Genomic DNA, 23,019 nt, shown 5'->3' with positions numbered 1-23,019 from the left:
GCGCATGTGCCAGCGCTGGACATCCGGCTCCCGCATACGTGTCGACGCCCGCGTCACCGGTCCCGCAGGCGCACGGCACCGGTGACGCGGACACCACCGCGCACGGGACTACTCTGCGTGCCGCGAAGGGCGTCGTGCGCGGACATGCTGCGCCGAACGGGTCAGGCGCGCCTGGCCCCGGGCCCTGCGGTCCTCACGCGCACGGCCCAACCGATCCGGCCCGCGCCGCGGCGAGCGGTGGCGTGAGGGAGCCGGCGCGGAACACGCGACACGCCGCGGCGGTACGCCGGCCGGCGCTGCGACCGACCGGCGCCTCAGCCGGCCGGCAAGCCTCACTGAGAACGAAATCCTCGACGGGTCCGACGGGTCCGACGGGTGTCTCCGGCAGCCGTCCGGGTACTCGGCGCACAAAAAGAGGTTTATCAGGATGAACAGGAATGAATCGGGATGAATAAGGAGGAAGCATGCAACTGTCATTCCTGGGACCGCTCTTCGACCGCTCCGGTCCCTGGGCCACGGTCTACTTCGACCCCGGCCAGAACGACGAGTCGGGTGCCAAGCGGCGTGAGCTGTCCGTGCGAGAGGTGTGCCGGACGCTGGAGGAGCAGGGTGCCGACACGGCGGTCACGAAGGCCGTCGGCGAGGCCCTGACCGGCACGGCCGCCGCGGAGTACCCGGCAGGCCGTGCCCTCTTCGCCACCGGCGGCGAAGTGGTGCTGAGCCACCGCCTCTCCCGGGCTCCGCAGGGGCAGATCGTGTGCTGGGCCCCGCTGCCCCGCCTGTCGCCGCTGCTGGAACTGTCCGGCCAGGACCCCGTCTGCCTCGTGGCGTACATCGACCGAACCGGCGCGGACTTCGAACTTCGCGGGGCGGCCGGGCCCAAGGACGCCGGAAAGGTCGAGGGGCGGCAGTGGCCGATCCACCGCACGTCCACGTCGGACTGGTCCGAGCGGCACTTCCAGCTCAAGGTCGAGAACACCTGGGAGCACAACGCCGGCGAGATCGCCGAAGCACTGGCCACGGCGTACGAGCAGTCCGGCGCCGAACTGGTGGTCCTGGTGGGCGACCCGCGCGAGCGGCCCGCGGTGCACGAAAGGCTCCCCGCGGCCATCCGCGAGGTCACGGTGGAGACCGAGCACGGCGGCCGGGCCGCGGGCTCCGACTCCCCCGCGCTGGAAGAGGCTATCGAGCACGCCCGGCGTGAGTGCGCCGGCCGTCGCGTCGAGGGGGCCCTCGACCGGTTCCGTGCCGGGCGGGTCGGCACCGACCGGCCGACGGATGCGGTCGAGGGCGTCCCGGCCGTGGTGGAGGCCGCTCGTGAGCACCGCATCGACACGCTGCTGCTCCGGCCCGACGGTCCGGACCTGGGTCGCGAAACCTGGGTGGGGGCCGAGCCCGACCAAGTGGCGGTGCGGCGCAACGATGCGCACACTTTGGGGGCGGGCGACCCGATCTCCGTACGCGCGGACGACGCGCTGCTGCGCTCGGCCGCCGTCACAGGAGCGGACGTACTGATCATTCCCCTTCCCGACGACGAACCGTCCCTGTCCGACGACGCGGACCGGGAAGCCGCGGCAGGCGCCGACGGCACCGCGGGTACGGCGGACACACCCAACACGATGAACACCGCCGTCCCGGCCGGAGGTATCGGCGCCCTGCTGCGCTGGACGTACTGACTGGCCGGTTCGCCCGGTCTCGCCCGGCCCAACCCGGTCTCACCATTCCATCCGGACAAGCGGAGGTGCGCACGCATGGAGCGAGGCAGCAACCCGGTCGGTCCCCGCAAGGACGACGAGATGAAGCACGAACTGGAGGGCTATCTCCGGTCCGGTCAGCACACGCACGTGGAGGAGGGCAACGACCCCGAGCCCCCGGCGGACGACGACATCAGTGTCGACCCGGGCGGCTCCGTGCCCCCACCGGGCCCGGAACGCGACGGGGCCCGGGCGGACGCCGAGACGCAGTCGTTGCGCCTGAAAATGGCGCGCCACCTGGAGCGCGCCGTCTTCCCGGCCGACCGGCAGACGGTACTGGACGTCCTTCAGGCACACCACGCGCCGGACACCGTCCTGGAGGCCGCGCGGCGCCTGCCGGACAGCGGCACGTACGCGAACGTCACCGAGGTCGTCGCCGCCGTCGACGGAGACCGCCGCCAGGCGCGGTGAGAGCCACCGCACGCCCGGACCACTCACCCGAACCAGCGAAGCCGTCCAACCGTCGAACCGTCCGCGCTGTCGCGGACCGTCGAGGGACCAACAAGGCAACAAGGCAACAAGGCAACAAGGCAACAAGGCAACAAGGAGATCATCATGGCGGACATCAGCCCGATCGACCTGCAGAAGGCACTCAAGGGCGCCGAGTACCCAGCCGACCGGGACGACCTCGTCTCGCTGGCCGAGAGCAACGGCGCGGACGAAGCTCTGGTCACGAAGCTCCGCGACGCTTCGGCGGACCGGTTCGACGGGCCGAACGAGGTCCAGAAATCCGTGTTCGACAACGCCTAGCGGGGCCCGGCCCTGGAACCCGTCACCCACCGGAGGCGATGGTCATGCCCGAACCAGGAAGCAAGGTGTACGCGTGTTTCGTACGCAGTTGCGACGGCTACCCGTCCGGCAGGCAAGCACTTCGGCGAAGATCCGCAGGAAGGAGCGGTACTGATGTCGAACCCTCAACAACCCGAGTTGCGGCGCAGTGACAAGGGGGGCGGCACCCCGCAGGACAGCCAGGCCCGGAAGGCGGCACAGCCCACCGAGGGCGGTGGCCGCGCCCACGGCACGGACCGCGGGGACAAGGGTGGAGGGAAGGGCGGCGGCACGCCTCCGGAGCAGCGACCCGACCACCCGCTCTGAGCCCGACCGCACCGCCCGCCCACACGCAGTCACGTACACACGCATAAACGCACGTACACACGCATACGCGCACGGACACACGGACGCACGGACGCACGGACGCACGGAGAAGACATGACCGTTCCTGAGGAGAACCGACCCAAGACGACGTCCACCAACGACATCATCGCCACGCGTGAGGAAGGTGCGGCCGCCGAGCAGGACAAGGGCGCCACCGGGCGCACCATGGGCGAAGCGCTGGAGGAAGCCGGACTCAGTCCGGACGACCTGCGGGACGAGACCTGACGCAGCGCCCGCCGCGGCGGACCGGCGGCCCGAGCCGTCAAGCAGTACGCCGAGCGCGAGGTCGACGGTACCGAGCGCGGCGTGCGCGACAGAGGACTCCCGGTCTCCGCGATCGGACGGCCCCGGACGAACGTGTCCGGGGCCGAGTCGTGTCCCGCGCCGCGGACAAGGGGCAGCCTCCCTTTTCCTCGCGGATCTCCCTCGCGTCCAATCGCGCCATTCGCCGGTGAACTCGCCCAGGTGAAGCCGTCGCCCTCAGCACGCGCGACGACGCCGACATGTCATGCGCACCAGGCCCACGGCCCGCTTCGACCTCGCCTTTTCGGTGTGGTGGAGCGGGCCGTCAGCGTGTCGCGAGCCGACGGGCGCGTCTGCGACGCCCACCCCGACACCCACCCCGACGGTCCGTCCTCACGCTCGGTCAGTCACCCGGATGCAGTACACCACCGAGCCGCTGGTGCCGGTGTGACACAGGCTGAGCGAACAACACGCCGTCGCCGCGTACGAAGGAGATGTGCATGACCAGGGAACAGTCACAGAACTGGAAGCACGCCGTCGTCACCGGCGGCGGGGGCTTCGTCGGCTCGCACCTGTGCACCGCCCTGCTGGCCTCGGGGACCGAGGTCACCTGCGTGGACGACTTCAGCACGGGACGGCCGGAGAACGTGTCGCCGCTGCTCGGTCACCCCGGATTCACGCTGATACGGGCGAACGTGGCCGAGAGCCTCACCGTCGAACGCCCTCCCGACCTGGTCCTGCACTTCGCGTCCCCCGCCTCCCCCGCCGACTACCTGCGGCTACCCCTGCACACACTGGAGACCGGCAGCCTGGGCACCCGCAACGCGCTGCGGCTCGCGCACCGGGCCGGTGCCCGCTTCCTGCTCGCCTCGACGTCGGAGGTCTACGGCGATCCTCAGCAGAACCCCCAGGACGAGAGGTACTGGGGGAACGTGAACCCGGTGGGGCCGCGCAGCGTGTACGACGAGGCGAAACGCTTCGGCGAGGCCTTCACCACGGCCCACGCCGAGGCCGAGGGCACCGACACCGGCATCGTGCGGCTGTTCAACACCTACGGCCCCCGGATGCGCGGCCACGACGGGCGGGCCGTGCCCACCTTCATCCGGCAGGCACTGGCGGGAGAGCCCCTGACCGTCACCGGCGACGGACGCCAGACCCGCTCGCTGTGCTACGTCGACGACACCGTGCGCGGCATCCTCGCGGCGGCCGCCCACGGCATGCGCGGTCCGGTCAACATCGGCAACCCCACCGAGCTCACCATGCTCGAACTGGCGCACCTCGTCATCGAGCTCACCGGAGCGTCCTCGCAGATCCGCTTCATCGACCGGCCGACGGACGACCCGGTCGTCCGCTGCCCCGACATCACCCTGGCCGGCGACAAACTCGGCTGGCAACCGAGGATCGGCGCCGAAGAGGGCCTGCGGCGCACGATCGACTGGTTCCGTGCCACGGAAGAGCACACGAAGCACCACGCGGATCACCAAGCGGATCACCAAGCGGAGCAGCAAGCGGATCAGCAAGCGGATCAGCACTGACCGGTTCCGTCCGGCGAGGCCCCGGCCCGCACGTCGCGGCAGCCGACGCCGTGCCGACGCCGACCCGCCCGCGCCCGGCGCCCTACCGCCGCAGCCCGGCCCCAGCCCCTCCGACGCCGTGTCCCGTACCGCCAAGGGAGCCTCGGATACCTCATGCGCATCCTCGGAATCAACGCACTGTTCCACGACCCCGCCGCCGCCCTGGTGATCGACGGCCGGACCGTCGCCGCCGCGGAGGAGGAGCGGTTCTCCCGGCGCAAGCACGGCAAACGACCCCTGCCGTTCTCCGCCTGGGAACTGCCCGAGCAGGCCGCCGCCTGGTGCCTGAGCAGGGCCGGGCTGCGACCCCAGGACCTGGACGCCGTCGCCTATTCCTACGACCCCGAACTCGCGCGGCCCGCCGAATCCATGGGCCTCGACGACCCGTGGGACCACCTCCGCCAGACCTACGCCCGCGAGGCCCCGAACTTCCTCAAGGCCGCGCTGCCCGGCCTCGACCCCGGCATCGTCCGCTTCGTCCCGCACCACATGGCGCACGCCGCGTCGAGCGCCTTCGCCGCGCCCGACGCGGAGGACTCCTCCGTACTGGTCCTCGACGGCAGGGGCGAGCGCGCCTCGCACCTCGCCGCCCGACGGGTTCGCGACCAACTGGAAGCGCTGTACGCGCAGGACCTGCCGCACTCACTCGGCCTGGTCTACGAGGAACTCACGGAGCACCTCGGGTTCCTGCGCTCCTCCGACGAGTTCAAGGTGATGGCGCTCGCCTCCCACGGCACACCGCGCATGCTGCCCGAGCTGCGCCGCCATGTGTATCCGACGGGCGACGGCGGGTTCCGGGCCACCGCGGTGCCGTGGCACGAGCTGTGCCCGCCCCGTGGAGCGGACGAGCCGTGGACGCAGGACCACGCGGACGTGGCCGCCAGTGCCCAGGCCGTTCTGGAGGAGACGCTGCTCGATCTGGCGCGGTGGCTGCACGGCAGGACCCACCACAGCGTGCTCACGCTCGCCGGCGGCGTCGCCCTGAACTGCGTCGCCAACTCCCGGATCGCCCGCGAGGGCCCCTTCTCCCACGTGTGGGTGCAGCCCGCCGCGGGCGACGCGGGTACGGCCCTCGGCGGCGCGCTGCTCCTGACCGCGGGAGAGGGAATCCAGCCGGAGCCCATGACCGGCGCCGACCTGGGCCGCGACTGGTCGGACGCGGAACTCGGCGCCTGGCTGAAGACGGCGGCCGTCTCCTTCGAGCGGCCACCGGACATCGCCGAGACGGTCGCGCGGGCACTCGCGGACAACCGGATCGTCGCCTGGTTCCAGGGGCGGTCCGAATACGGCCCCAGGGCACTGGGACACCGCTCGCTGATGGCCCACCCCGGCCACGCGGGCAACCTGGAACGGCTCAACGACGTCAAGGGGCGCGAGCAGTTCAGGCCCGTCGCGCCGATGGTGCTCGCCGACCGGGCCCCCGAGATCTTCGACGGCCCGATGCCCAGCCCGTACATGCTCTTCGTGCACGATGTGGCGCGGTCCTGGCGGGACCGGATCCCGGCCGTCGTCCACGTCGACGGCACGGCGCGCATCCAGACCGTGGACCGGGTGCGCGAGCCTCTCGTCGCCCGCATGCTGGAGCGTTTCGAGCAGCTCACCGGGCTGCCGGTCGTGGTCAACACCAGCCTGAACACGGCGGGCCGTCCCATGGTCGACGACCCGCGCGACGCGCTGGAGTGCTTCGGCTCCTCGCCGGTCGACCTGCTGGCCATCGGCCCGTACGCGATCCGGCGCCAGGACCTCTTCCGCGGCGCGGCGACGGCGGAGGTCGTCTGATGGCCGAGCACACGGAGCAGCCCGGACCGTACGACACAGACGGCACGTACGGCACGTACGGCACGTACGGCACTGACGGCACTGACGGCACGTACGGCACGTACGGCACTGACGGCACTGACGGCACTGACGGCACGTACGGCACTGACGCCTACGACGGCGCCGGCGGCGAGAACACGTACGCGGTGGTGATCCCCACCCTTGGCCGGCCCAGCCTGAACGCCACCCTGCGCGCCCTGGCCGAGGCCACGGGACCGAAACCGGTGCGCGTGGTCCTCGTTGACGACCGCGGGAGCGCGGAGGCCGCGACCCCTCTGCCGGTCACCGTCCCCGCGCCGCTGCGCCCCCTGACCATGATGGTGAGCGGCGGGGGTCGCGGGCCCGCCGCGGCGCGCAACACGGGGTGGCGGGCGGCCGGGCGCGTGCCGTGGATCGTCTTTCTCGACGACGACGTGGTGCCCGGTCCCACCTGGTGCGACGACCTCGCGCTCGATCTCGCCGCGTCGACCTTCCGCGAGGGGGCGGTCACGGCCCGCATCGACGTGCCCCTCCCCGCCGACCGCCGGCCGACGGACTGGGAACGCAACACCGCGGGGCTCGCCACCGCCCGGTGGATCACCGCCGACATGGCGTACCGCCGGGTGGCGCTCGCGGAGGCCGAGGGCTTCGACGAGCGGTTCCGGCGCGCCTTCAGGGAAGACGCGGACCTCGCGCTGCGGGTGCTCGCCGCCGGCTGGACAGTGGCCGCCGGGACGCGCACCACGACGCATCCGGTGCGCCCCGCGAGCCGTTGGATATCGGTCCGCCTCCAGGCGGGCAACGCGGACGACGTGCTCATGACGCGGCTGCACGGCCGCGACTGGTGGGATCGCGCCGCGGCACCGCGCGGGCGGCTGCCGCGACACCTGGCGCTGACGGGAGCGGGCGCGGCGGCCCTGCTGTGCGCCGCGGCACGCAGACCCGCCGCCGCCACCGCCTGCGCCGCCGTGTGGCTGGCGGGCACCGCCGAATTCGCCCTGGCCAGGATCCTGCCGGGCCCCCGGAGCCGCGCGGAGGTGGCGGCCATGGCACTGACCAGCGTGCTCATCCCGCCCGCGGCCACCTGGCACTGGCTACGCGGCCAACTCCTGCACCGCGCGGTGACCCGGCCCGCTTCGTACGAGCCGTGCCCCGGTCCCTCGCCGGCCCTGTCACCCCCGCCGGTGCACGAGGAACGGGTACGCCCATGAACCGGCACCCGGCCACCGCCCAACGGCCCTGGCTGCTCGACGGCCCACCGAAGGCGCCCCGGTCCGAGGCATCCCGGTCCGAGGCGCCCCAGTCCGGGGCAACCCAGTTCGAGGCGGCCCGGTCTTCGTGCGGTCCCCGGCCTGACGTTCCCGCAGTTCCCGCGGCCGTTCTCTTCGACCGGGACGGGACGCTCGTCGTGGACGTCCCCTACAACGGGGATCCGGGGCGTGTACGGCTCATGCCCACAGCGCGAAGCGCCGTCGAGGCCGTCCGGGCGGCGGGCATACCGGTCGGTGTCGTGAGCAACCAGTCGGGGATCGCGCGCGGGCTGCTGACGCGTGAGCAGGTGGAGGCGGTGCGGCGGCGCGTGGACGAGCTTCTCGGTCCGTTCTCCGTCTGGGCGATCTGCCCGCACGGCCCCGGCGAGGGCTGCGGTTGCCGCAAACCGGAGCCGGGTCTGGTACTCGCCGCGTGCGAACGGCTCGGTGTCCCGGCCCGGCGCACCACCGTCATCGGCGACATCGGCGCCGACGTGGCGGCCGCCCGCGCCGCCGGAGCCCGCGGCGTGCTGGTCCCCACCCCCGTCACCCGCGCCGAGGAGATCGAAGCCGCCGACACGGTGGCCCCCGATCTGCTCAGCGCCGTCCGGCTCGTGTTGAGCCCTCCGGGCGCACCCGCGGCCACGGCCTCCGCACGGACCGACCGGACAACGGAACGAGGAGCGACCCAACGAGGAGCGACCGTATGAACATCCTGCTGTGGCATGTGCACGGCTCGTGGACGACCTCGTTCGTCCAGGGTCCGCACACCTACCTCGTTCCCGTGACACCGGGCCGCGGCCCGGACGGGCTCGGGCGGGCCCGGACGTTCAACTGGCCCGGCTCGGTGCGCGAGGTCACGCCCGAGGAGCTGCGGGACGCGGAGGTGGACCTGGTCCTCCTCCAGCGGCCCCACGAACCGGAACTCGCCGAGCGCTGGCTCGGCGGACGGCGCCCGGGGCGCGACGTGCCCGCCGTGTACCTGGAGCACAACGCGCCGGACGGCGACGTGCCCGACACCCGGCATCCGTGCGCCGACCGCGACGACCTGACGCTGGTGCACGTCACCCACTTCAACCGGCTCTTCTGGCAGTGCGGCACCACCCGTACCGAAGTGATCGAGCACGGCATCGTCGACCCCGGGCACCAGTACACCGGACGGATCGCCCGTGCCGCCGTCGTCGTCAACGACCCGGTGCGCCGCGGCCGTCACACCGGCACCGACCTGCTGCCCGCCCTGAGCGAGGCGGCCCCGCTGGACGTCTTCGGCATGCGCACCGAAGGGCTCGCCGCGCACCTGGGCCTGTCCGGGGAACGGTGCCGCGCCGCCGACCTGCCGCAGAGCGAGCTGCACACGGCCCTCGCGGAGCGCCGCCTCTATCTGCACCCGGTGCGCTGGACCTCGCTCGGCCTCTCGCTCCTCGAAGCGATGCACCTGGGCATGCCGGTGGTGGCGCTCGCCACCACCGAGGCGGTCGAGGCGGTCCCGCCCGGCGCGGGCACGCTGTCCACCCGCCCGGAGGTGCTGGCCCGGGCCGCCCGCCGCTACCTGGAGGAACCGGAGGCAGCCGCCGAGGACGGCGCCCGCGCCCGCCAGGCCGCTCTCGACCGGTACGGACTCAAGCGCTTCCTCGACGACTGGGAGCGCGTGATGACGGAGGCGTGCTCATGACCTCATCCCCCGGCCCCTTCGACTCCGGCACGTTCGACTCCGGCACGTTCGCCCCCGGCACGTTCGCCCCCGGCACGTTCGGCGCGGCGCCCGTCGGTCCGGGAGCGCTGTCCATCGCGCTCGTCTCGGAGCACGCGAGTCCGCTCGCGGCCCTGGGAGGCGTGGACGCGGGCGGCCAGAACGTGCACGTCGCCTGCCTCGCGGGCGCTCTCGCCGACCGCGGCCACCGGGTCACCGTCTACACCCGCCGCGACGCGCGGGACCTCCCCGTGGAGACGGCGCTGCGCGACGGGGTGCGGGTCCACCACGTGCCCGCGGGTCCGCCCGAGCAGATACCCAAGGACGAACTGCTGCCGTACATGGGCGAGTTCGGGCACTACCTGGCACGCGTCTGGCGCGACCGGCCGCCCGACGTGGTGCACTCGCACTTCTGGATGTCAGGGCTCGCCTCGCTGCGAGCCACCCGCCGGCTCGGACTGCCGCTGCTGCACACGTATCACGCGCTCGGCACGGTGAAGCGACGCCATCAGCGGCTCGCCGACCCCAGCCCGCCACAGCGGATCGCCCTGGAGACGGAGGTGGGGTTCGGCTGCGACCGGGTCATCGCCACCTGCCGTGACGAGGTCGCCGAACTGGGCCGGATGGGCGTTCCCGCCGCGAAGGCCGGCATCGTGCCGTGCGGGGTCGACACCGAGCTGTTCACCCCGTGCGGACCGGTCGCCGGGCGCGGCACCCCACGGCACCAGGTGCTCCAACTGGGGCGTCTCGTGCCGCGCAAGGGCGCGGCGGTGTCCATCGCCGCGCTCGCCCTGCTGCCCGAAACGGAGCTCGTGGTGGTCGGCGGGCCCCCCGCTCACCGGCTCGAACAGGACCCGGAGGTCCGCCGGCTGCGCGCGCTCGCCCGCCGGGCCGGCGTCGCCGGCCGGGTCCGCTTCACCGGCGGCGTGCCGAGCGCCGACGTACCGCCGCTGCTGCGCGCGGCCGACGTGGTGGTGTGCCCCGCGGACTACGAACCGTTCGGCATCGTCCCGCTGGAGGCCATGGCGTGCGGCAGACCGGTCGTCGCCAGCGCGGTCGGCGGACAGCTCGACACGGTCGCCGACCCGGCCACCGGCCGCCTGGTGCCGCCCGGCGACCCGCAGGCACTCGCCCGCGCCGTCGCCGAACTCCTCGCCGACCCGGTGACGCGCGAGGCGAGCGGCGCGGCGGGCCGCCGCAGGGTCCTGCGCCGCTACGGCTGGGACCGCGTCGCCGCGGCCACCGAGGCGGCGTACTGCGAGGTCCTGGACGCCCTGCCGGTCGCGACGAGGGTCGGAGCGGTGTGAGTCACGCAGCGGGAACCCCGAGGTCGGCCCACCCCCGGCGCCCGCCCTCATCGAGCCCCGAAGGAGGTGCGGGCCCGTCGACGTCCCCAGTGGCGCGGCATGCCCGATCGACATGACCGAATCCCCCGCACTCGACGCCGCACACGCGCACTGCCGGTCACTGGAGCAAGCGCTCGGCCGGCTGCGCGGCGAGAGCCTCGGCCGGATCGCGGAGTGGGGCGGCCGTCTCGCCGCCGCGCTGCCCGCGGGAAGCCGTCTCCTCGCCGCGGGCAACGGCGGCAGCGCCGCCCAGGCGCAGCATCTGACCGCGGAGCTGGTGGGCCGCTACCGCCACGAACGCCCGGCGTACTCGGCCATCTCCCTGCACGCGGAGACCTCCAGCATGACCGCCATCGGCAACGACTACGGCTTCGACCACGTGTTCGCCCGCCAGGTCTCCGCGCACGGCCGTCCCGGCGACATCCTGATCCTGCTGTCCACCTCCGGCCGCAGCGCCAACCTGATCACCGCGGCGGTGGCGGGCCGGGCCGCCGGGCTGCGCGTCTGGGCCCTCACCGGGCCGGGCCCGAACCCGCTCGGCGAGGCCGCCGACGAGGCCCTGCACATCGACGGTGCCACCACCGCCACCGTGCAGGAGGCCCACCTCGTCGCCGTCCACCTGCTGTGCGAGGCCTTCGACGCGGCGCTCACCGAACCCGTCGCGGCCACCGTCGGCCGGGCCGCGCCCCGAGCCGTGCCGGTCCGCGTCCCCGGGGGTCTGTCGTGAGCGGGCCGAAGCCGCTCGTGGTCGTCGGGGACGTCCTGCTCGACGAGGACATCGAGGGCGTCGCCACCCGCCTCTCCCCGGACGCTCCCGCCCCCGTGGTCGACGTCACCGCGGACCGGCGCCACCCCGGCGGCGCGGGCCTCGCCGCCGCCCTCGCGGCCCGCGGCGGACGCGAGGTGGTCCTGGTCACCGCGCTGGGCGACGACTTCGCCAGCGAAGCCGTACGCCGGGCGCTCAGCGGGCGCGTACGACTCGTGGAGCTGCCGCTGAACGGCACCCTGCCGGTGAAGACCCGCGTCCTGGCGTCCGGCAGACCGCTGGTACGTATCGACAGGGGCGGCGGCACACCGGGCGAGCCCGACGCCGCGGTGCGCGACGCGCTGGCCCAGGCGCACGCCGTACTCGTCGCCGACTACGGACGCCACACGGCGCGCGCCGTACGCGCGCACCTGGCGGCGGTCGCCCCGAACACCCCACTCGTCTGGGACCCGCACCCCCGGGGCGACGAGCCCGTCCCCGGCGCGCGGCTCGTCACCCCGAACGCGGCGGAGACCCGCGCCCTGTGTCCCGAGCCCGAGGGCGACGAGACGCTGGCCGCGTACGCCGCGCGCGGCACCGAACTGGCCGACCGGTGGCAGGCGGCCGGTGTCGCCGTGACCCTCGGCGCGCGCGGCGCGCTGCTGACCAGGCCGGGTTCGGGTACGCCGATGCTCGTGCCGTCGCCCTACCGCGCCACCGGTGATCCCTGCGGCGCCGGGGACTGCTTCGCCGCCACGACGGCCGCGGCCCTCGCGGACGGCGCGCTCCCGGAGGAGGCACTCCAGCGGGCCGTCGCCGAGGCCGCCGCGTTCGTGTCGGCGGGCGGCGCCGCCGACCCGGACCTGTGGCGGACGGCACCCGCGCCCCGGACCGAGGAGACGCCCGCGACCGACGCGTACGCCCTCGCCGAGCGGGTGCGGGCGCGCGGCGGCACGGTGGTGGCCACCGGCGGCTGCTTCGACCTCCTGCACGCCGGCCACGTGGGTCTCCTGGAGAGCGCCCGGCGCATCGGCGACTGCCTGATCGTGTGCCTCAACTCCGACGCGTCGCTGGCGCGCCGCAAGGGTCCGGGGCGCCCCCTCAACAAGGAGGCCGACCGCGTCCGCGTCCTCGAAGCGCTCGGCAGCGTCGACGCCGTCGCCGTCTTCGAGGAGGACACACCGCAGGCGCTGCTCGGCAGGCTGCGGCCGGACGTGTGGGTGAAGGGTGGCGACTACGCGGTCCAGGACCTGCCCGAGGCGCGGACCCTGCGGGCCTGGGGCGGGCAGGCGGTCGTCCTGCCGTACCTCGACGGCCGCTCCACCACCCTGCTGGCCCACCGCGCGGCGGCCACCGCCGCACCGCCACCCCCGCCCACACCGTGAGACGCGCCACCGCGAGGACGCCGAGGCGAACCCGGACCCGGACCCGGCGACGCGGTCGGACCCACCGCCCCGGCAGCCTCCCCGGCGCCCGGCGCGGCCGTCATGCACCCCGGCGGCGACGCCACCACACGCTGCCGGCCTGCAAGGCGGCTCGTCGCCGCGGCCAAGCGCTGCGGGCCCGGGTCCCGTGGGTACGGGCCCGCCGTGCGCCGGAGTCGGCGGAGGAGGCGGCGGCGACCGGGCGGGCCGTGGCGCGGAAGCGGGGCTGCCGGGCACCGCCGTGCTCGGCGACGCGGCCGACCATGCCGTTCGACCGGTCGGCGGCTCTCGTGGCGTACGCGCGTTGCGTGCTTGTCGGCGCCCCGGGTCCGCCCACCTCGCGACGGGGCTCACATGGACGGCCGACGGGCAAGCCGGCTCCGGCACCCCTCTCCGCGAAGCCACCCGCCGGACGAACGCCTGCCGCGGTACCGGACCGCCCCGAGCGGCAGTGCCAACCGCACCGGAGCAGGACGGCGACTCACCTCGACGGCTGACGGGCAAGCCGGCTCCGGCACCCGAGCACCCGTCCACCCAGGAACACCCGGCCGGGGCCGTCCCCCAGCAAGGCACCCCCCGGCCGGGCGGCCCCCCGTAAGGGCACCCCCGGCCGGGACAGCCACCGGCGCAAGGCCGGTCAGGCGGCCGTGCTCAGGGCCGGCCGGGCCGTGGGGTCGTGCTCTTCCTTCCGCAGGACGACCGGCGGCGCGGTGCCGCGGCGCCCGCGGAGCAGGAAACCCGCCCCGATCGAACCGGCGATGACCAGTCCCCCGGAGACCATGGCGCCGCGCGCACCGGCCAGTTCCATGACGAGGCCGAGCGCGGGCGGGCCGGCCAGGCCCCAGCCGGTGCTGATGCTTCCCCAGACGCCCAGCACACGGCCCCGCAGGTGTGCGGGCGGGTCGGTCTGCAGGACGGTCGTGCCCGCGGTGTCCGAGACGGTCTCCACGACGGCCATCGGCAGGACGAGGACGAGCAGGACGGCGAACGACGGGGAGAAGCCCGCCACCACCTGGAGCAGCCCGCCCGCGGCGGCCAGCATGCCCACGAGCCGCACCGACGGCTGTCGCAGCCGCGCGCCGAGGACCGCGCCGAGGATGCCGCCGACGGCGAGGACGGTGGAGACCGTGCCGAACGACCCGGCGCCCCCGGCGAGGGGCCCGGTGACGAGCACGGCCAGGGTCAGGCTGTAGTTCCGGCCGAAGATCGCGCTGATGCCGGTGATGCCCGCGAGGGCCACCAGGCGGGGCCGCCGCATGAAGAAGGCCAGGCCCTGCCGCACCGTCATGTCCTGGCCGACCGGCTCGACGCCAGCGGGCGCGGAGGTGGCGGAGGCGGCGGGCCGCACCGCCCCGGCAGCACCGCGCAGCGCCCCGTACGCGGGACGGAGGAAGGGGATGACCGAGGCGACGAAGAGGAAGGACACCCCGTTGGCGGCGTACGCGGCGGCCGTGCCGAGGAAGCCGACCGTGACACCGCCGAGCGCGGTACCGGCGAGGCGGCCCGCGCTGTGGACGAGAGAGCCCACGCCGATGGCGGAGGGCACGTCGTCCGGCGGCACGAGGTCGTTGCCCAGCAAGGCGCACGCGGGCCCGTCGACCGTGGCGACGATGCCGGTGAGGGCGGCGAGCACCATGAGGACGGTCAGGTCGAGCCGTCCGGTCGCCACGAGGGCGGCCGTCGTGAAGGCGATGGCGCCCAGCAGGGCCTGGCTGACCGCGGCGGTGAGCCTACGGGGCCAGCGGTCGACGGCGGCGCCGCCCGCCAGGCTCATGAGCAGGGCGGGCGCCGCCTGCACGGACATGGACAGGCCGGTCGCGGCGGCGGACCCGGTGATCTGCAGGACCAGTAGGTTCTGCACGGTCAGCTGCATCCACGTACCGGCGTTCGACACGAAGTTGGCGACCGACCACCAGCGCATGCTGCGGTACTTCAGGGACCGCCACGGCGACCGGGACCCGGTCGCGGACGACGCGGGGGCGTCTTCCGGGACGGGCGGGACGGATGTGCGGGACGGCGCGGAAGGGGCACGAGAGAACAGGGACAAACGCACAGGGCACCCGCGAGACGAGTCCACGAGGACTCAGGTGGAGGAATGCGGCGGAAGCTCAGGACACGGGCCGCATTGCCGCGGTCACTCCCACCGGATCTGTCAGATGCGCCGCGCGGCCGAAAGGGCGTCTCGTGGAGCGCGCCATGGCGTGGCGGGCGCTGCGGAGTACGGCGATGACCATCGTGGCAGACGCGACCGCCGAAGCTGGTGGCGGTTCGGTCCCGGGCGGTCCGGGATGACTCCAACTCCCTTGCTCCAGGGCCCGTTTGGCGCTTCTGGTGTGCTTGCTCACACGCTTCCGCACCGGCCCCCGCGCGCGACCCTCCGCCGCGCCGCCGCGTGACCTGTGCCGCAGCCGCGTACCGCCCGGCGAGGGCCCGGCCCGACATGCCGCGCACTCGACCCGGTGTCACAGTGAGAAGCGGAGCGGTCGCCGAGCGTGCGCCGCGAACGGGCGAACGGCGCGAGGAAAGGCACACGGGCATGAGCGGCGGAGTGCGGGTCGACCTCCACGGCAGACAGGCGCTGGTGACCGGCGCGGCCCGGGGCCTCGGTGCCTCGATCGCCAGGAGACTGGCCGGGGCGGGGGCGTCCGTCCTCGTCGCCGACGTCCGCAAGGACCTGGCGCGGGAACTGTGCGACGAGCTGAACGGCGACGGCCGCGACGTCCGCTTCGTGGAGATGGACGTACGGGACGCCGACGCGGTCGCCGCGGTCTTCCGGACCCTGGAGGAGACCGGCCGGCCGGTCGACATCCTGGTCAACAACGCCGCCGTGGACGTCTCCAAACCGATCGAGCACCTGACGGCCGACGAGGTGACACGGGTCATCGAAACCAACCTGCTCGGCCCCATGTACCTGTGCCTCGAAACCTACCGGCGCATGATCGCCCGTGGCGGCGGCCACATCGTGAACATCCTGTCCACCGCGGCGAACCGGACCTGGACCGAGGCGGGACCGTACGCGGCGGGCAAGTCGGGCCTGCGCGCGTTCACCCACACCCTGTTCCAGGAAGCGCAGCGCGACTGCGTGGGCATCGGTGTCACCGGGATCATCGCGGGCGGCATGGAGACACCGTTCATCATGGAACGCTTCCCGGACGCCGACGTGAGCATGTTGCAGAGCCCCGACATCGTGGCCGACACGGTGCTGTACGCGCTGTCGGTCCCGGCGGGCAGTGTGGTGGGCGAGCTGGTCGTCGTACCGCGCAGGGAACCGTCCTGGCCCTGAGGCGCCCGTCGCCCCGGCATCCGTCCCCACCGACGGGAGAGAGGCTGTGTCCATGATGCCGACGATGTTCTCCATGGCGCCGGCGGCCCCGCCCCCGTGGCCCCCGTGGAAGAGGGCCGTGGTGACGGCAGGCGCCGGATTCCTCGGTTCGCATCTGTGCGAGCGGCTGCTCGACGCGGGGGTCGAGGTGGACTGCGTGGACGACCTGCCGGCCGGCTCCGCCCGCGCCGTCGAACACCTGGCGGACAGCCCCGGATTCCGGTTCCTGCGCCGGGACATCTCGCGGCCCGACTGTCCCGGCTCCCTGACGGGACCGTACGACCTCGTACTGCACCTCGCGTGTCCCGCCTCGTCGGGCGCCTCCTCGCCACGCTCCCCGGGAGCCCTCGACGCCGACGCCTCGGGCACCCGCACCGCCCTCGCCGTGGCCGAGCGGGACGGCGCCCGCTTCCTGCTCGCCTCCACCTGCCACCTGCACGGAGACCCGCTTTACTCGGACCCGCCGCACGCGGACCCGCTCCACGCGGACCCCGGAGACATTCCGCGAGCCGCTGACCCGGTCCCGGTCGGCGCGCTCGCCGGCCACGACGCGCCCGAGCGGCTCTCCGAAGCGCTGACCGCCGCGTACGCGACATCCAGGCAAGCCGACGCGGGCATCGTGCGCGTCTTCCCCGCGTACGGCCCGCGCATGGGCCCACGTGACGGTGGCGGGCTGATCCCCGCCTTCATCCGGCAGGCCCTGGACGGCGGACCGGTGACCGTCCCCGGGGACGGCAGCGGGACACCCTCGCTCTGCTACGTGGGCGACACCGTCGACGGCGTGCTCCTGGTCGCGGCCAGCCGGTCCGTGCGGCCGGTCGACATCGGCGGCGACCCCGGGGCGACCGTCGAGCAGATCGCCCGCAGGGTGATCGAGCTGACCGGCTCCCACGCCCGCCTGCGGTTGACCGGGGCGCGCGCCGACACCCCGGAGCCGCCCCGGCCCGAGACCGGCTTCGCCCACGAGCTCTACGGCTGGACGCCCAGGGTTCCGTGGGAGGACGGACTCAAGCGCACCATCGCCTCCTTCCTCGACCGGAGGGAGAACTCGTCGTGAAGGCGCTCGTCGTGTGCCTGGACGGCATGACCGGGGTCCTTTTGGCCGGCCCTGCGGTCCGCGCGGTGGCCGCGGGGGCCGACCACGTGACGCTGATGTGCGGCCCGCGCGGCGAGTCCGCCGCCGCACTGCTGCCCGGTGCCGACGACGTGCTCGTGTGGGACGCGCCGTGGGAAGGGGTCCGCCCGCCGACGGTGGACGAGGCGGACATCGACGGTCTTGTACGCCGGCTGCGGGACGCGGCGTACGACGTCGCGCTCGTCCTGCCCACCTCGCCGCGGAGCCCGCTGCCGATCGCGCTCCTGCTGCGGATGGCCCACGTACGACGCATCGCGGCCGAGGGCGTGGCCCATCCCGGCACCCTCGTCGACGTGAGCCACCCGCGGCTGCCCGGCCGGCACGACGTGGAGGCGGGTCTCGACCTGGCCGCCGCCCTGGGGTTCGGCCTGCGGACCGGCGACGACGGCCGGCCGCGTGTCCTCCCGGCCCCCGACCCGACCGGCCTCACCGGCAACGGCCCCTACGTGGTGCTGCACCCGGGCGCGGGAGCACCGGCCCGCCGCTGGGGCGCCGAACGCGCGGCCGAAGCGGTCGTCCTGCTCGCCGACGCGGGGCACCGCGTCGTCGTCACCGGCGGGCCCGACGAGACGGCCCTGTGCCACCAGGTCAGCGGTGACACGGCCGTCGATCTCGGCGGGCACACCGACCTGCGGACGCTGGCCGGGGTGCTGCGCGCGGCCGACGTCGTCATCGCGGGCAACACCGGCCCCGCCCACCTCGCCGCCGCGACCGGCACCCCGGTCGTCTGCCCGTACTCCCCTGTCGTACCGGCGGCGCACAGGGGCCCCTACGGCGTGCCGACCGTCCTCCTCGGGGACGGGGGCAGCCCCTGCGCGGACACCCGCGCCCACCACTGCCCGGTGCCCGGCCACCCCTGCCTGGAGGAGGTCACGGCGCAGGACGTGGTGCGCGCGGTGCAGAAGCTGCTGAAGAGGGGCGCGTGAGGGCGGCCTCCCCGCGCAGAAGCAGCCGCCCCAGGTGAGAGCGGTCGCCCCGCGCACCACTGTCGCGGTGATCATCCGCGCCTGCGTCGCTACGTCGGCTGAGCGGTGCGGGCGCGGGCCTGCAGGTGGTAGACGTTGAACGCCTTGCGGATGACCGGCTGGGCCACATTGCGGACCGGTACGCCGCCGCTGGTCATGCCGTGTTCGGCGCCCGCGTGCGCGTGTCCGTGCACGGCCAGCTCCGCGCCCGCCGAGTCGATCGCCTCGGCCAGCAGGTAACTGCCGAGGAACGGATAGATCTCCAGCGGTTCACCCGCCAGGGTGTCCGGCACCGGCGCGAAGTGCGTGAGCGCCACGCGTACGTCGCACCCGTCCTCGGCCAGTCCCCGCAGCGAGGCGCCGAGGCCCTCGGCGCAGCGTCGGGTGTACCGGATGAACTCCTTCATCAGGGGTTCGCCGAACTCGCTGCCGCTGCGGCCGACGAACCCGCCGCCGAACCCCTTGGTGCCCGCGACGCCCACGCGCGCCCCCTCGACCTCGACGACGGTGCCCTGCCCTTCGAGTACCCGCACGCCCGCCTCACGCAGGATGGCGGTGACCTCCTCGGGCTTCTCGTCGTGGTGGTCGTGGTTGCCGAGGACGGCGACGACGGGCACGGGAAGGCCGGCCACCTCCCTGGCGACCACCCGCGCCTCCTGCGGGGTGCCGTGGCGGGTGAGGTCCCCGGCCAAAAGCAGCAGGTCGGCACAGTCGGGCAGGGTCTCGAAGGCAGGCCTGAGCACGCCCTGACTGTCGGTGCCCATGTGGATGTCCCCCACGGCTGCGACGCGGATCATGCCACTTCCTCCGGGTGGTCGGGGGCCGCCGATTCGGCCACCACGATGTCGAAGTGGACGGTCAGCCCGTCCAGTTCCTCGTGCACGGTGCGCATGAGTTCCTCGCGGCAGTGCGCCGTGGGCACGGTTCCGATGACCGTCACGGACGAGCCGCGGTGTTCCACGCGGATGCCCAGCTCGCCCACTTCCTCCGCGGCGAGCCGCTCCTTCAGATGGGCGATGCGGTACTCGACGTTGGCGGGGTCGTTCATCGGTCTCCTCCTTGCGGTGCGATGACTCCCAGGCGCTCCAGCAGGAACAGGAAGGCGGCCGGCATCGGCTCGTCCCCGTGCTCCTGGCGCAGCGACCGCCAGTCGACCTTCTCGCGCAGCTGCCGTGCGATGGGCAGTACGGCGCCGAAGTCGCAGTGGTGCTCGGAGAAGGCGGCGAGCAGTGACCGCAGCAGATCGGTCGGTGCGAGGACCGGCATGCGCACCGAGTCCACCGGCAGCGACGTGGCCCGGCCGAGGAACTCCTCGGTGACCGGCTCGTGGGCCAGCTGGAAGATGAGGTCGATGTCCTGGCCGAGGCACTTGGCCTTCAGCAGCCAGTCCTCCGGCGGCGCGTACACCGTCAGGCCCGCCTCCATCAGGGTCGTGGCGACCGCGTCGGCGTCCTCCGGTTTGATGCAGAAGTCCGCGTCGTGCTGGAGGTTGCCGGTCCCGCCGTGCGCGTAGACGGCGACGCTGCCCGCGAGGGCGAAGTCGTGGCCGTTCCTCTTGAGGACTGCGGCGACCTGTTTGGCCGCCTCCAGGATGGCCTGGTTGAGGTCGGGCGGCAGCTCTTCGGCGGGCAGGTCGTGCCGCGGGTTCGTCCCGGCGGGGCCGGCGGCCGTACGCAGCTGCGTCACCGGACCGGGCCGGTCGTCCGTGGCGTTCTCGGCGTTCCGCGTCACCTGTCGCTCCGTTTCCGGACACCGGCTGCCGCACTCGGCGGGCGGGCCGGCCGTCTTCGGCGATCCCCGCTCGGGGCAACACCGGTGTCGGTTCCGCCGGCTTCGACACGGGCCGGTGTCCGTACGACACCGCGACGCACGCGTTCATGCGTGCGTGCGTGCGTGCGATGTCGGGTTTCTCTTGCTCGGATCTCCTTGCTCGGATCTCCTTGCTGGAATCTCCTTGCCCGGATTTCCTCGCTGGGACTTCGTTGCCTGAATTCCCTTATACCGCAGGGCCAGGTGCGCCACCTCTTCGCGTGGGCGGGTACGCACGCGTCAGGGGCGCCGCCACTCGTCGCTCCGCAGGTGGGACCCGGCCTGCGGGCCCATCCGCACCATGCCGCCGTCGGCCACGAAGGAGGCGCCGGTGACGTACGAGGCGTCGGGGCTCGCAAGGAACGCGATGACGGCGGCGATCTCACGGGCGTCACCGGGCCGGCCCAGCGGGATGCCCGGGCGGCGCTCGCCGTGCACGTCCGTGTCCTCCTGTCCGGTCATGGGCGTGGCGATCTCGCCGGGCGCGACGGCGTTGACGGTGATGCCGTGCTCCGCCAGCTCCAGGGCCATCACCTGCGTCAGCAGCCCGAGGCCGCCCTTGGCGGCGCAGTACGGGGCCGCGCCCACCCGGGGCTGGTGCTCGTGCACCGAGGTCACGTTGACGATGCGGCCCCCTCCGCCCTGCCGGATCATGCGGCGCGCCGCGTGCTGGCCGCACAGGAACGGACCGACCAGGTCGACGTCGAGCACGTGCGTGACGTCCTCGTGCTTCAGGTCGAGGAAGGGCGTCGCGGTACCCGTACCGGCGTTGTTGACCAGGACGTCGAGTCTGCCGAGCCGCTCGGCGAGTTCGTCGACCGCGGTCGCGGCATCGGGCAGCCGGGACAGGTCCATCCGGGCGACGGCCGCGCGACGGCCGTGGCCGCGCACCTCTTGCGCCGTCCTCTCGGCGCCCTCCCGGTCGCTGTGCCAGGTGATACCGACGTCCATCCCGGCTTCGGCGAGCCGGACGGCCGTGGCCCGGCCGATGCCGGAGTCCGAGCCGGTGACGACGGCCACTGCGTCGGTGGAAGCGGTGGGGACGGTCATGGAGCCTCCTCGGGCCTGGCGGTCCCGGCCCGGGCCGGGCCGTATACGCCCGCGAGTTTCCACCTGGACCCGCCCCAACCGTGCCGCGCGGTCACGCACCGTGCCGGTACGAGAGGTGAGGTCCGGCATGTCGTGGGAACTTGGGACGGATGACTCCTTTCAACCCGCCGGACCCGGACCCGGACCCCCGCACCTCCACAGGACTGGAACCGGGCGGGGGCGTGCCGCCGGGGGAGACCCCGCCCGCCGAGAGCAGCATGCCGGGGGCGGGCCCCCGGGAGACGCACAACCCGCCGAAGGACTGGGCGAAGGGCCCTCTGACGGTGATCATCGCTCTGGCGGTGCTGATCGCGGCGTTCTTCTTGGTCTACGCGCTCGTACTGGTGCTGAGGTGATGGTGATCATGACGGACCTGTCCCGGCTGCCCGCCGGTGAGGTGCACGCGTGGGAGCAGGGCCGCAACGAGACGGTCTGCGGGCTCTCCCTGAGCCGGTCCCGGCTCACCCGCTTCCCGCACGTGCCGTGGAAGGACGCCATCCCCGAGTCGGGCGGCGCCGCGGACCGCGTCCAGCGACTCTGCCCGCGCTGCGCCTCCGTCGCCGGACGCAGGGGCGCCGACGCCAAGCCCCCGTGGCGGCGCGTCAACCCCCGCCCGTGAGAGAGGCCCGGCTGCGGCTTGCCCCAAGGACGCCGGTCTCCAACTGGTCCCCAGAAACGATCAGGGCCGGTTTCGGAAACCTCCGAAACCGGCCCTGACCTACGACTGTCTCCAGTCGGGACGACAGGATTTGAACCTGCGACCCCTTGACCCCCAGTCAAGTGCGCTACCAAGCTGCGCCACGTCCCGTTGCCCGTCGTGACCTGGGGTTTCCCCTGGCTGAACGGACATCGAAACAATACCGCACTCGGGTCGGTGGTCGCGCACTCCTTTTGTCCCGCCTCCGGCCGCTCACGGCCACCGCTTGACCTCAATCATGCTTGAGGTTGCACGATCGTCCGCATGACGACAACAACGGCTGAACACCGGTACGGAGCGCTGCCCGGTCTGATGGAGCTGATGAGCGGGGACGAGAAGCACGGACCGGCGGCGACGTCCACGCTCGACGCGCTCTGGGTCCTCTACGACCGGGTGCTGCGGGTCGGGCCCGATCGGACGGACGACCCCGGGCGGGACAGGTTCCTGCTGTCCAAGGGACACGGGCCGATGGCCTACTACGCGGTGCTCGCCGCCAAGGGATTCGTCCCGCTCGACTGGCTTCCGGGCTTCGGCTCGTACGACTCGCCGCTCGGCCACCATCCGGACCGCGTACTCGTGCCGGGCGCCGAGATCGGCAGTGGTTCGCTCGGGCACGGGTTGCCGATCGCGGTCGGTACGGCGCTGGGACTGCGGGCCCAGGGGCTCCACGACCCGCACGTGTGGGTGCTCGTCGGGGACGCCGAACTGGACGAGGGCAGCAACCACGAGGCCATCGCCTACGCGGGCCCGGCCGGGCTCGACCGCCTGCACACCGTCGTGATCGACAACTCCTCCGCCAGTTACGCCCGGCCCGGCGGGATCGCGGCGCGGTTCGAGGTCGCGGGCTGGTCCGCCGCGACCGTCGACGGGCGGGACCACGAGGCTCTGTACGCCGCGTTCACGGCACCTCATCCGAGGCGCCCACGCGTGGTCGTCGCCCAGGTCGAGCCGAAGGACATCTGAGGCCGGCCACCGGCCCTCGACCCACCTCCCCCAGCCCTGCCTTCATCCCTTCTGCCTTCTG

General features: G+C 73.6%; 24 protein-coding genes and 1 tRNA gene. 19 read left to right on the top strand and 6 right to left on the bottom strand.

Annotation, left to right across the window (positions count from 1 at the left end; translation table 11 throughout):
- Positions 1-464 precede the first annotated feature (464 nt).
- The 13 genes from ACIOKD_RS18745 to rfaE2 all read left to right on the top strand — a co-directional run bounded on the left by ACIOKD_RS18745 (position 465) and on the right by rfaE2 (position 12,939).
- Positions 465-1,676 (top strand): Vms1/Ankzf1 family peptidyl-tRNA hydrolase, encoded by a 1,212-nt coding sequence (locus ACIOKD_RS18745; protein ID WP_402084872.1) that lies wholly within the window; start codon positions 465-467, stop codon positions 1,674-1,676.
- Between the two features lie 75 nt (positions 1,677-1,751).
- On the top strand, positions 1,752-2,165 hold the full coding sequence (locus tag ACIOKD_RS18740) for a DUF2795 domain-containing protein (protein ID WP_402084869.1): 414 nt from the start codon (positions 1,752-1,754) through the stop codon (positions 2,163-2,165).
- Between the two features lie 144 nt (positions 2,166-2,309).
- A complete protein-coding gene (locus tag ACIOKD_RS18735) occupies positions 2,310-2,504 on the top strand; it encodes a DUF2795 domain-containing protein (RefSeq protein WP_402084866.1) in 195 nt (64 codons plus the stop codon).
- Positions 2,505-2,657: 153 nt separating this feature from the next.
- Complete coding sequence (locus ACIOKD_RS18730; RefSeq protein ID WP_402084864.1) at positions 2,658-2,849, top strand: hypothetical protein; 192 nt, start codon at positions 2,658-2,660, stop codon at positions 2,847-2,849.
- Positions 2,850-2,963: 114 nt separating this feature from the next.
- Positions 2,964-3,134, top strand: coding sequence for a hypothetical protein (locus ACIOKD_RS18725; protein WP_402084862.1), 171 nt, complete (start codon positions 2,964-2,966; stop codon positions 3,132-3,134).
- Between the two features lie 518 nt (positions 3,135-3,652).
- On the top strand, positions 3,653-4,687 hold the full coding sequence (locus ACIOKD_RS18720) for an NAD-dependent epimerase/dehydratase family protein (protein WP_402084859.1): 1,035 nt from the start codon (positions 3,653-3,655) through the stop codon (positions 4,685-4,687).
- A gap of 153 nt (positions 4,688-4,840) precedes the next feature.
- Positions 4,841-6,505: a carbamoyltransferase gene (locus ACIOKD_RS18715; protein ID WP_402084857.1), complete on the top strand. Its 1,665-nt coding sequence runs from the start codon at positions 4,841-4,843 to the stop codon at positions 6,503-6,505.
- A complete protein-coding gene (locus ACIOKD_RS18710; protein WP_402084855.1) occupies positions 6,505-7,734 on the top strand; it encodes a glycosyltransferase family 2 protein in 1,230 nt (409 codons plus the stop codon). The genes ACIOKD_RS18715 and ACIOKD_RS18710 overlap by 1 nt, the downstream gene beginning before the upstream one ends.
- Positions 7,731-8,483 carry a D-glycero-alpha-D-manno-heptose-1,7-bisphosphate 7-phosphatase gene (locus ACIOKD_RS18705; protein ID WP_402084852.1) on the top strand — a complete coding sequence of 251 codons (753 nt, stop codon included), beginning with the start codon at positions 7,731-7,733 and terminating at the stop codon, positions 8,481-8,483. Before ACIOKD_RS18710 ends, ACIOKD_RS18705 begins: the two co-directional genes overlap by 4 nt.
- On the top strand, positions 8,480-9,445 hold the full coding sequence (locus ACIOKD_RS18700) for a glycosyltransferase (protein WP_402084849.1): 966 nt from the start codon (positions 8,480-8,482) through the stop codon (positions 9,443-9,445). The genes ACIOKD_RS18705 and ACIOKD_RS18700 overlap by 4 nt, the downstream gene beginning before the upstream one ends.
- Positions 9,442-10,770: a glycosyltransferase gene (locus ACIOKD_RS18695; RefSeq protein ID WP_402084847.1), complete on the top strand. Its 1,329-nt coding sequence runs from the start codon at positions 9,442-9,444 to the stop codon at positions 10,768-10,770. The genes ACIOKD_RS18700 and ACIOKD_RS18695 overlap by 4 nt, the downstream gene beginning before the upstream one ends.
- A gap of 112 nt (positions 10,771-10,882) precedes the next feature.
- Positions 10,883-11,536 carry an SIS domain-containing protein gene (locus tag ACIOKD_RS18690; RefSeq protein WP_402084844.1) on the top strand — a complete coding sequence of 218 codons (654 nt, stop codon included), beginning with the start codon at positions 10,883-10,885 and terminating at the stop codon, positions 11,534-11,536.
- Complete coding sequence (rfaE2, locus tag ACIOKD_RS18685; RefSeq protein ID WP_402084842.1) at positions 11,533-12,939, top strand: D-glycero-beta-D-manno-heptose 1-phosphate adenylyltransferase; 1,407 nt, start codon at positions 11,533-11,535, stop codon at positions 12,937-12,939. The genes ACIOKD_RS18690 and rfaE2 overlap by 4 nt, the downstream gene beginning before the upstream one ends.
- A gap of 676 nt (positions 12,940-13,615) precedes the next feature.
- Here the strand turns inward: rfaE2 and ACIOKD_RS18680 are convergent.
- Positions 13,616-14,899, bottom strand: coding sequence for an MFS transporter (locus tag ACIOKD_RS18680; RefSeq protein ID WP_402084839.1), 1,284 nt, complete (start codon positions 14,897-14,899; stop codon positions 13,616-13,618).
- 615 nt (positions 14,900-15,514) lie between these two features.
- Here ACIOKD_RS18680 and ACIOKD_RS18675 point away from each other — a divergent pair.
- From ACIOKD_RS18675 to ACIOKD_RS18665, 3 genes are read left to right on the top strand one after another with little or no spacing between them, the layout of a single operon-like run.
- A complete protein-coding gene (locus tag ACIOKD_RS18675; RefSeq protein WP_402084836.1) occupies positions 15,515-16,261 on the top strand; it encodes an SDR family oxidoreductase in 747 nt (248 codons plus the stop codon).
- 52 nt (positions 16,262-16,313) lie between these two features.
- A complete protein-coding gene (locus ACIOKD_RS18670; RefSeq protein ID WP_402084833.1) occupies positions 16,314-17,357 on the top strand; it encodes an NAD-dependent epimerase/dehydratase family protein in 1,044 nt (347 codons plus the stop codon).
- Entirely contained in the window at positions 17,354-18,361 is a 1,008-nt protein-coding gene (locus tag ACIOKD_RS18665; RefSeq protein ID WP_402084830.1) for a glycosyltransferase family 9 protein, read from the top strand. The genes ACIOKD_RS18670 and ACIOKD_RS18665 overlap by 4 nt, the downstream gene beginning before the upstream one ends.
- A gap of 89 nt (positions 18,362-18,450) precedes the next feature.
- Here ACIOKD_RS18665 and ACIOKD_RS18660 read toward each other — a convergent pair whose 3' ends face one another.
- From ACIOKD_RS18660 to ACIOKD_RS18645, 4 genes are all read right to left on the bottom strand, one after another.
- Positions 18,451-19,197, bottom strand: a complete 747-nt coding sequence (locus tag ACIOKD_RS18660; RefSeq protein WP_402084827.1) for a metallophosphoesterase — start codon at positions 19,195-19,197, stop codon at positions 18,451-18,453.
- The gene (locus tag ACIOKD_RS18655) at positions 19,194-19,448 is read right to left on the bottom strand and encodes a hypothetical protein (protein ID WP_402084825.1); all 255 of its coding nucleotides are present in this window, start codon (positions 19,446-19,448) and stop codon (positions 19,194-19,196) included. Before ACIOKD_RS18655 ends, ACIOKD_RS18660 begins: the two co-directional genes overlap by 4 nt.
- Positions 19,445-20,131, bottom strand: a complete 687-nt coding sequence (locus tag ACIOKD_RS18650; RefSeq protein ID WP_402084822.1) for a nucleotidyltransferase family protein — start codon at positions 20,129-20,131, stop codon at positions 19,445-19,447. Before ACIOKD_RS18650 ends, ACIOKD_RS18655 begins: the two co-directional genes overlap by 4 nt.
- Positions 20,132-20,449: 318 nt before the next feature.
- Positions 20,450-21,259, bottom strand: a complete 810-nt coding sequence (locus tag ACIOKD_RS18645) for an SDR family oxidoreductase (RefSeq protein ID WP_402084819.1) — start codon at positions 21,257-21,259, stop codon at positions 20,450-20,452.
- Between the two features lie 149 nt (positions 21,260-21,408).
- Between ACIOKD_RS18645 and ACIOKD_RS18640 the strand changes: the two genes are divergently transcribed.
- Together ACIOKD_RS18640 and ACIOKD_RS18635 are read left to right on the top strand one after the other, a co-directional pair.
- Entirely contained in the window at positions 21,409-21,654 is a 246-nt protein-coding gene (locus ACIOKD_RS18640) for a DUF6480 family protein (RefSeq protein ID WP_402084816.1), read from the top strand.
- Positions 21,654-21,917 carry a hypothetical protein gene (locus ACIOKD_RS18635; RefSeq protein ID WP_402084813.1) on the top strand — a complete coding sequence of 88 codons (264 nt, stop codon included), beginning with the start codon at positions 21,654-21,656 and terminating at the stop codon, positions 21,915-21,917. Before ACIOKD_RS18640 ends, ACIOKD_RS18635 begins: the two co-directional genes overlap by 1 nt.
- A 115-nt stretch (positions 21,918-22,032) precedes the next feature.
- Here ACIOKD_RS18635 and ACIOKD_RS18630 read toward each other — a convergent pair.
- Positions 22,033-22,106: transfer RNA gene (locus tag ACIOKD_RS18630), tRNA-Pro, on the bottom strand.
- Between the two features lie 153 nt (positions 22,107-22,259).
- On the opposite strand from ACIOKD_RS18630, the gene ACIOKD_RS18625 reads away from it, so the two are divergent.
- Complete coding sequence (locus ACIOKD_RS18625; RefSeq protein WP_402084811.1) at positions 22,260-22,958, top strand: transketolase; 699 nt, start codon at positions 22,260-22,262, stop codon at positions 22,956-22,958.
- Positions 22,959-23,019: the final 61 nt, after the last annotated feature.

Origin of the sequence: Streptomyces sp. NPDC087844 (assembly GCF_044742785.1) — a bacterium.
Classification (GTDB): Bacteria; Actinomycetota; Actinomycetes; order Streptomycetales; family Streptomycetaceae; genus Streptomyces.
The sequence above is the reverse complement of the archived record's forward strand: the minus strand, read 5'-3'. Positions and strand labels throughout refer to the sequence as shown.

Excerpts from the sequence above, each read along its gene's own strand:
- ACIOKD_RS18745 (WP_402084872.1), top strand. The coding sequence starts at position 465 with ATGCAACTGTCATTCCTGGGACCGCTCTTCGACCGCTCCGGTCCCTGG.
- ACIOKD_RS18740 (WP_402084869.1), top strand. The coding sequence starts at position 1,752 with ATGGAGCGAGGCAGCAACCCGGTCGGTCCCCGCAAGGACGACGAGATG.
- ACIOKD_RS18735 (WP_402084866.1), top strand. The coding sequence starts at position 2,310 with ATGGCGGACATCAGCCCGATCGACCTGCAGAAGGCACTCAAGGGCGCC.
- ACIOKD_RS18730 (WP_402084864.1), top strand. The coding sequence starts at position 2,658 with ATGTCGAACCCTCAACAACCCGAGTTGCGGCGCAGTGACAAGGGGGGC.
- ACIOKD_RS18725 (WP_402084862.1), top strand. The coding sequence starts at position 2,964 with ATGACCGTTCCTGAGGAGAACCGACCCAAGACGACGTCCACCAACGAC.
- ACIOKD_RS18720 (WP_402084859.1), top strand. The coding sequence starts at position 3,653 with ATGACCAGGGAACAGTCACAGAACTGGAAGCACGCCGTCGTCACCGGC.
- ACIOKD_RS18715 (WP_402084857.1), top strand. The coding sequence starts at position 4,841 with ATGCGCATCCTCGGAATCAACGCACTGTTCCACGACCCCGCCGCCGCC.
- ACIOKD_RS18710 (WP_402084855.1), top strand. The coding sequence starts at position 6,505 with ATGGCCGAGCACACGGAGCAGCCCGGACCGTACGACACAGACGGCACG.
- ACIOKD_RS18705 (WP_402084852.1), top strand. The coding sequence starts at position 7,731 with ATGAACCGGCACCCGGCCACCGCCCAACGGCCCTGGCTGCTCGACGGC.
- ACIOKD_RS18700 (WP_402084849.1), top strand. The coding sequence starts at position 8,480 with ATGAACATCCTGCTGTGGCATGTGCACGGCTCGTGGACGACCTCGTTC.
- ACIOKD_RS18695 (WP_402084847.1), top strand. The coding sequence starts at position 9,442 with ATGACCTCATCCCCCGGCCCCTTCGACTCCGGCACGTTCGACTCCGGC.
- ACIOKD_RS18690 (WP_402084844.1), top strand. The coding sequence starts at position 10,883 with ATGACCGAATCCCCCGCACTCGACGCCGCACACGCGCACTGCCGGTCA.
- ACIOKD_RS18680 (WP_402084839.1), bottom strand. The coding sequence starts at position 14,899 with ATGCGCTGGTGGTCGGTCGCCAACTTCGTGTCGAACGCCGGTACGTGG.
- ACIOKD_RS18675 (WP_402084836.1), top strand. The coding sequence starts at position 15,515 with ATGAGCGGCGGAGTGCGGGTCGACCTCCACGGCAGACAGGCGCTGGTG.
- ACIOKD_RS18670 (WP_402084833.1), top strand. The coding sequence starts at position 16,314 with ATGATGCCGACGATGTTCTCCATGGCGCCGGCGGCCCCGCCCCCGTGG.
- ACIOKD_RS18660 (WP_402084827.1), bottom strand. The coding sequence starts at position 19,197 with ATGATCCGCGTCGCAGCCGTGGGGGACATCCACATGGGCACCGACAGT.
- ACIOKD_RS18655 (WP_402084825.1), bottom strand. The coding sequence starts at position 19,448 with ATGAACGACCCCGCCAACGTCGAGTACCGCATCGCCCATCTGAAGGAG.
- ACIOKD_RS18645 (WP_402084819.1), bottom strand. The coding sequence starts at position 21,259 with ATGACCGTCCCCACCGCTTCCACCGACGCAGTGGCCGTCGTCACCGGC.
- ACIOKD_RS18640 (WP_402084816.1), top strand. The coding sequence starts at position 21,409 with ATGACTCCTTTCAACCCGCCGGACCCGGACCCGGACCCCCGCACCTCC.
- ACIOKD_RS18635 (WP_402084813.1), top strand. The coding sequence starts at position 21,654 with ATGGTGATCATGACGGACCTGTCCCGGCTGCCCGCCGGTGAGGTGCAC.
- ACIOKD_RS18625 (WP_402084811.1), top strand. The coding sequence starts at position 22,260 with ATGACGACAACAACGGCTGAACACCGGTACGGAGCGCTGCCCGGTCTG.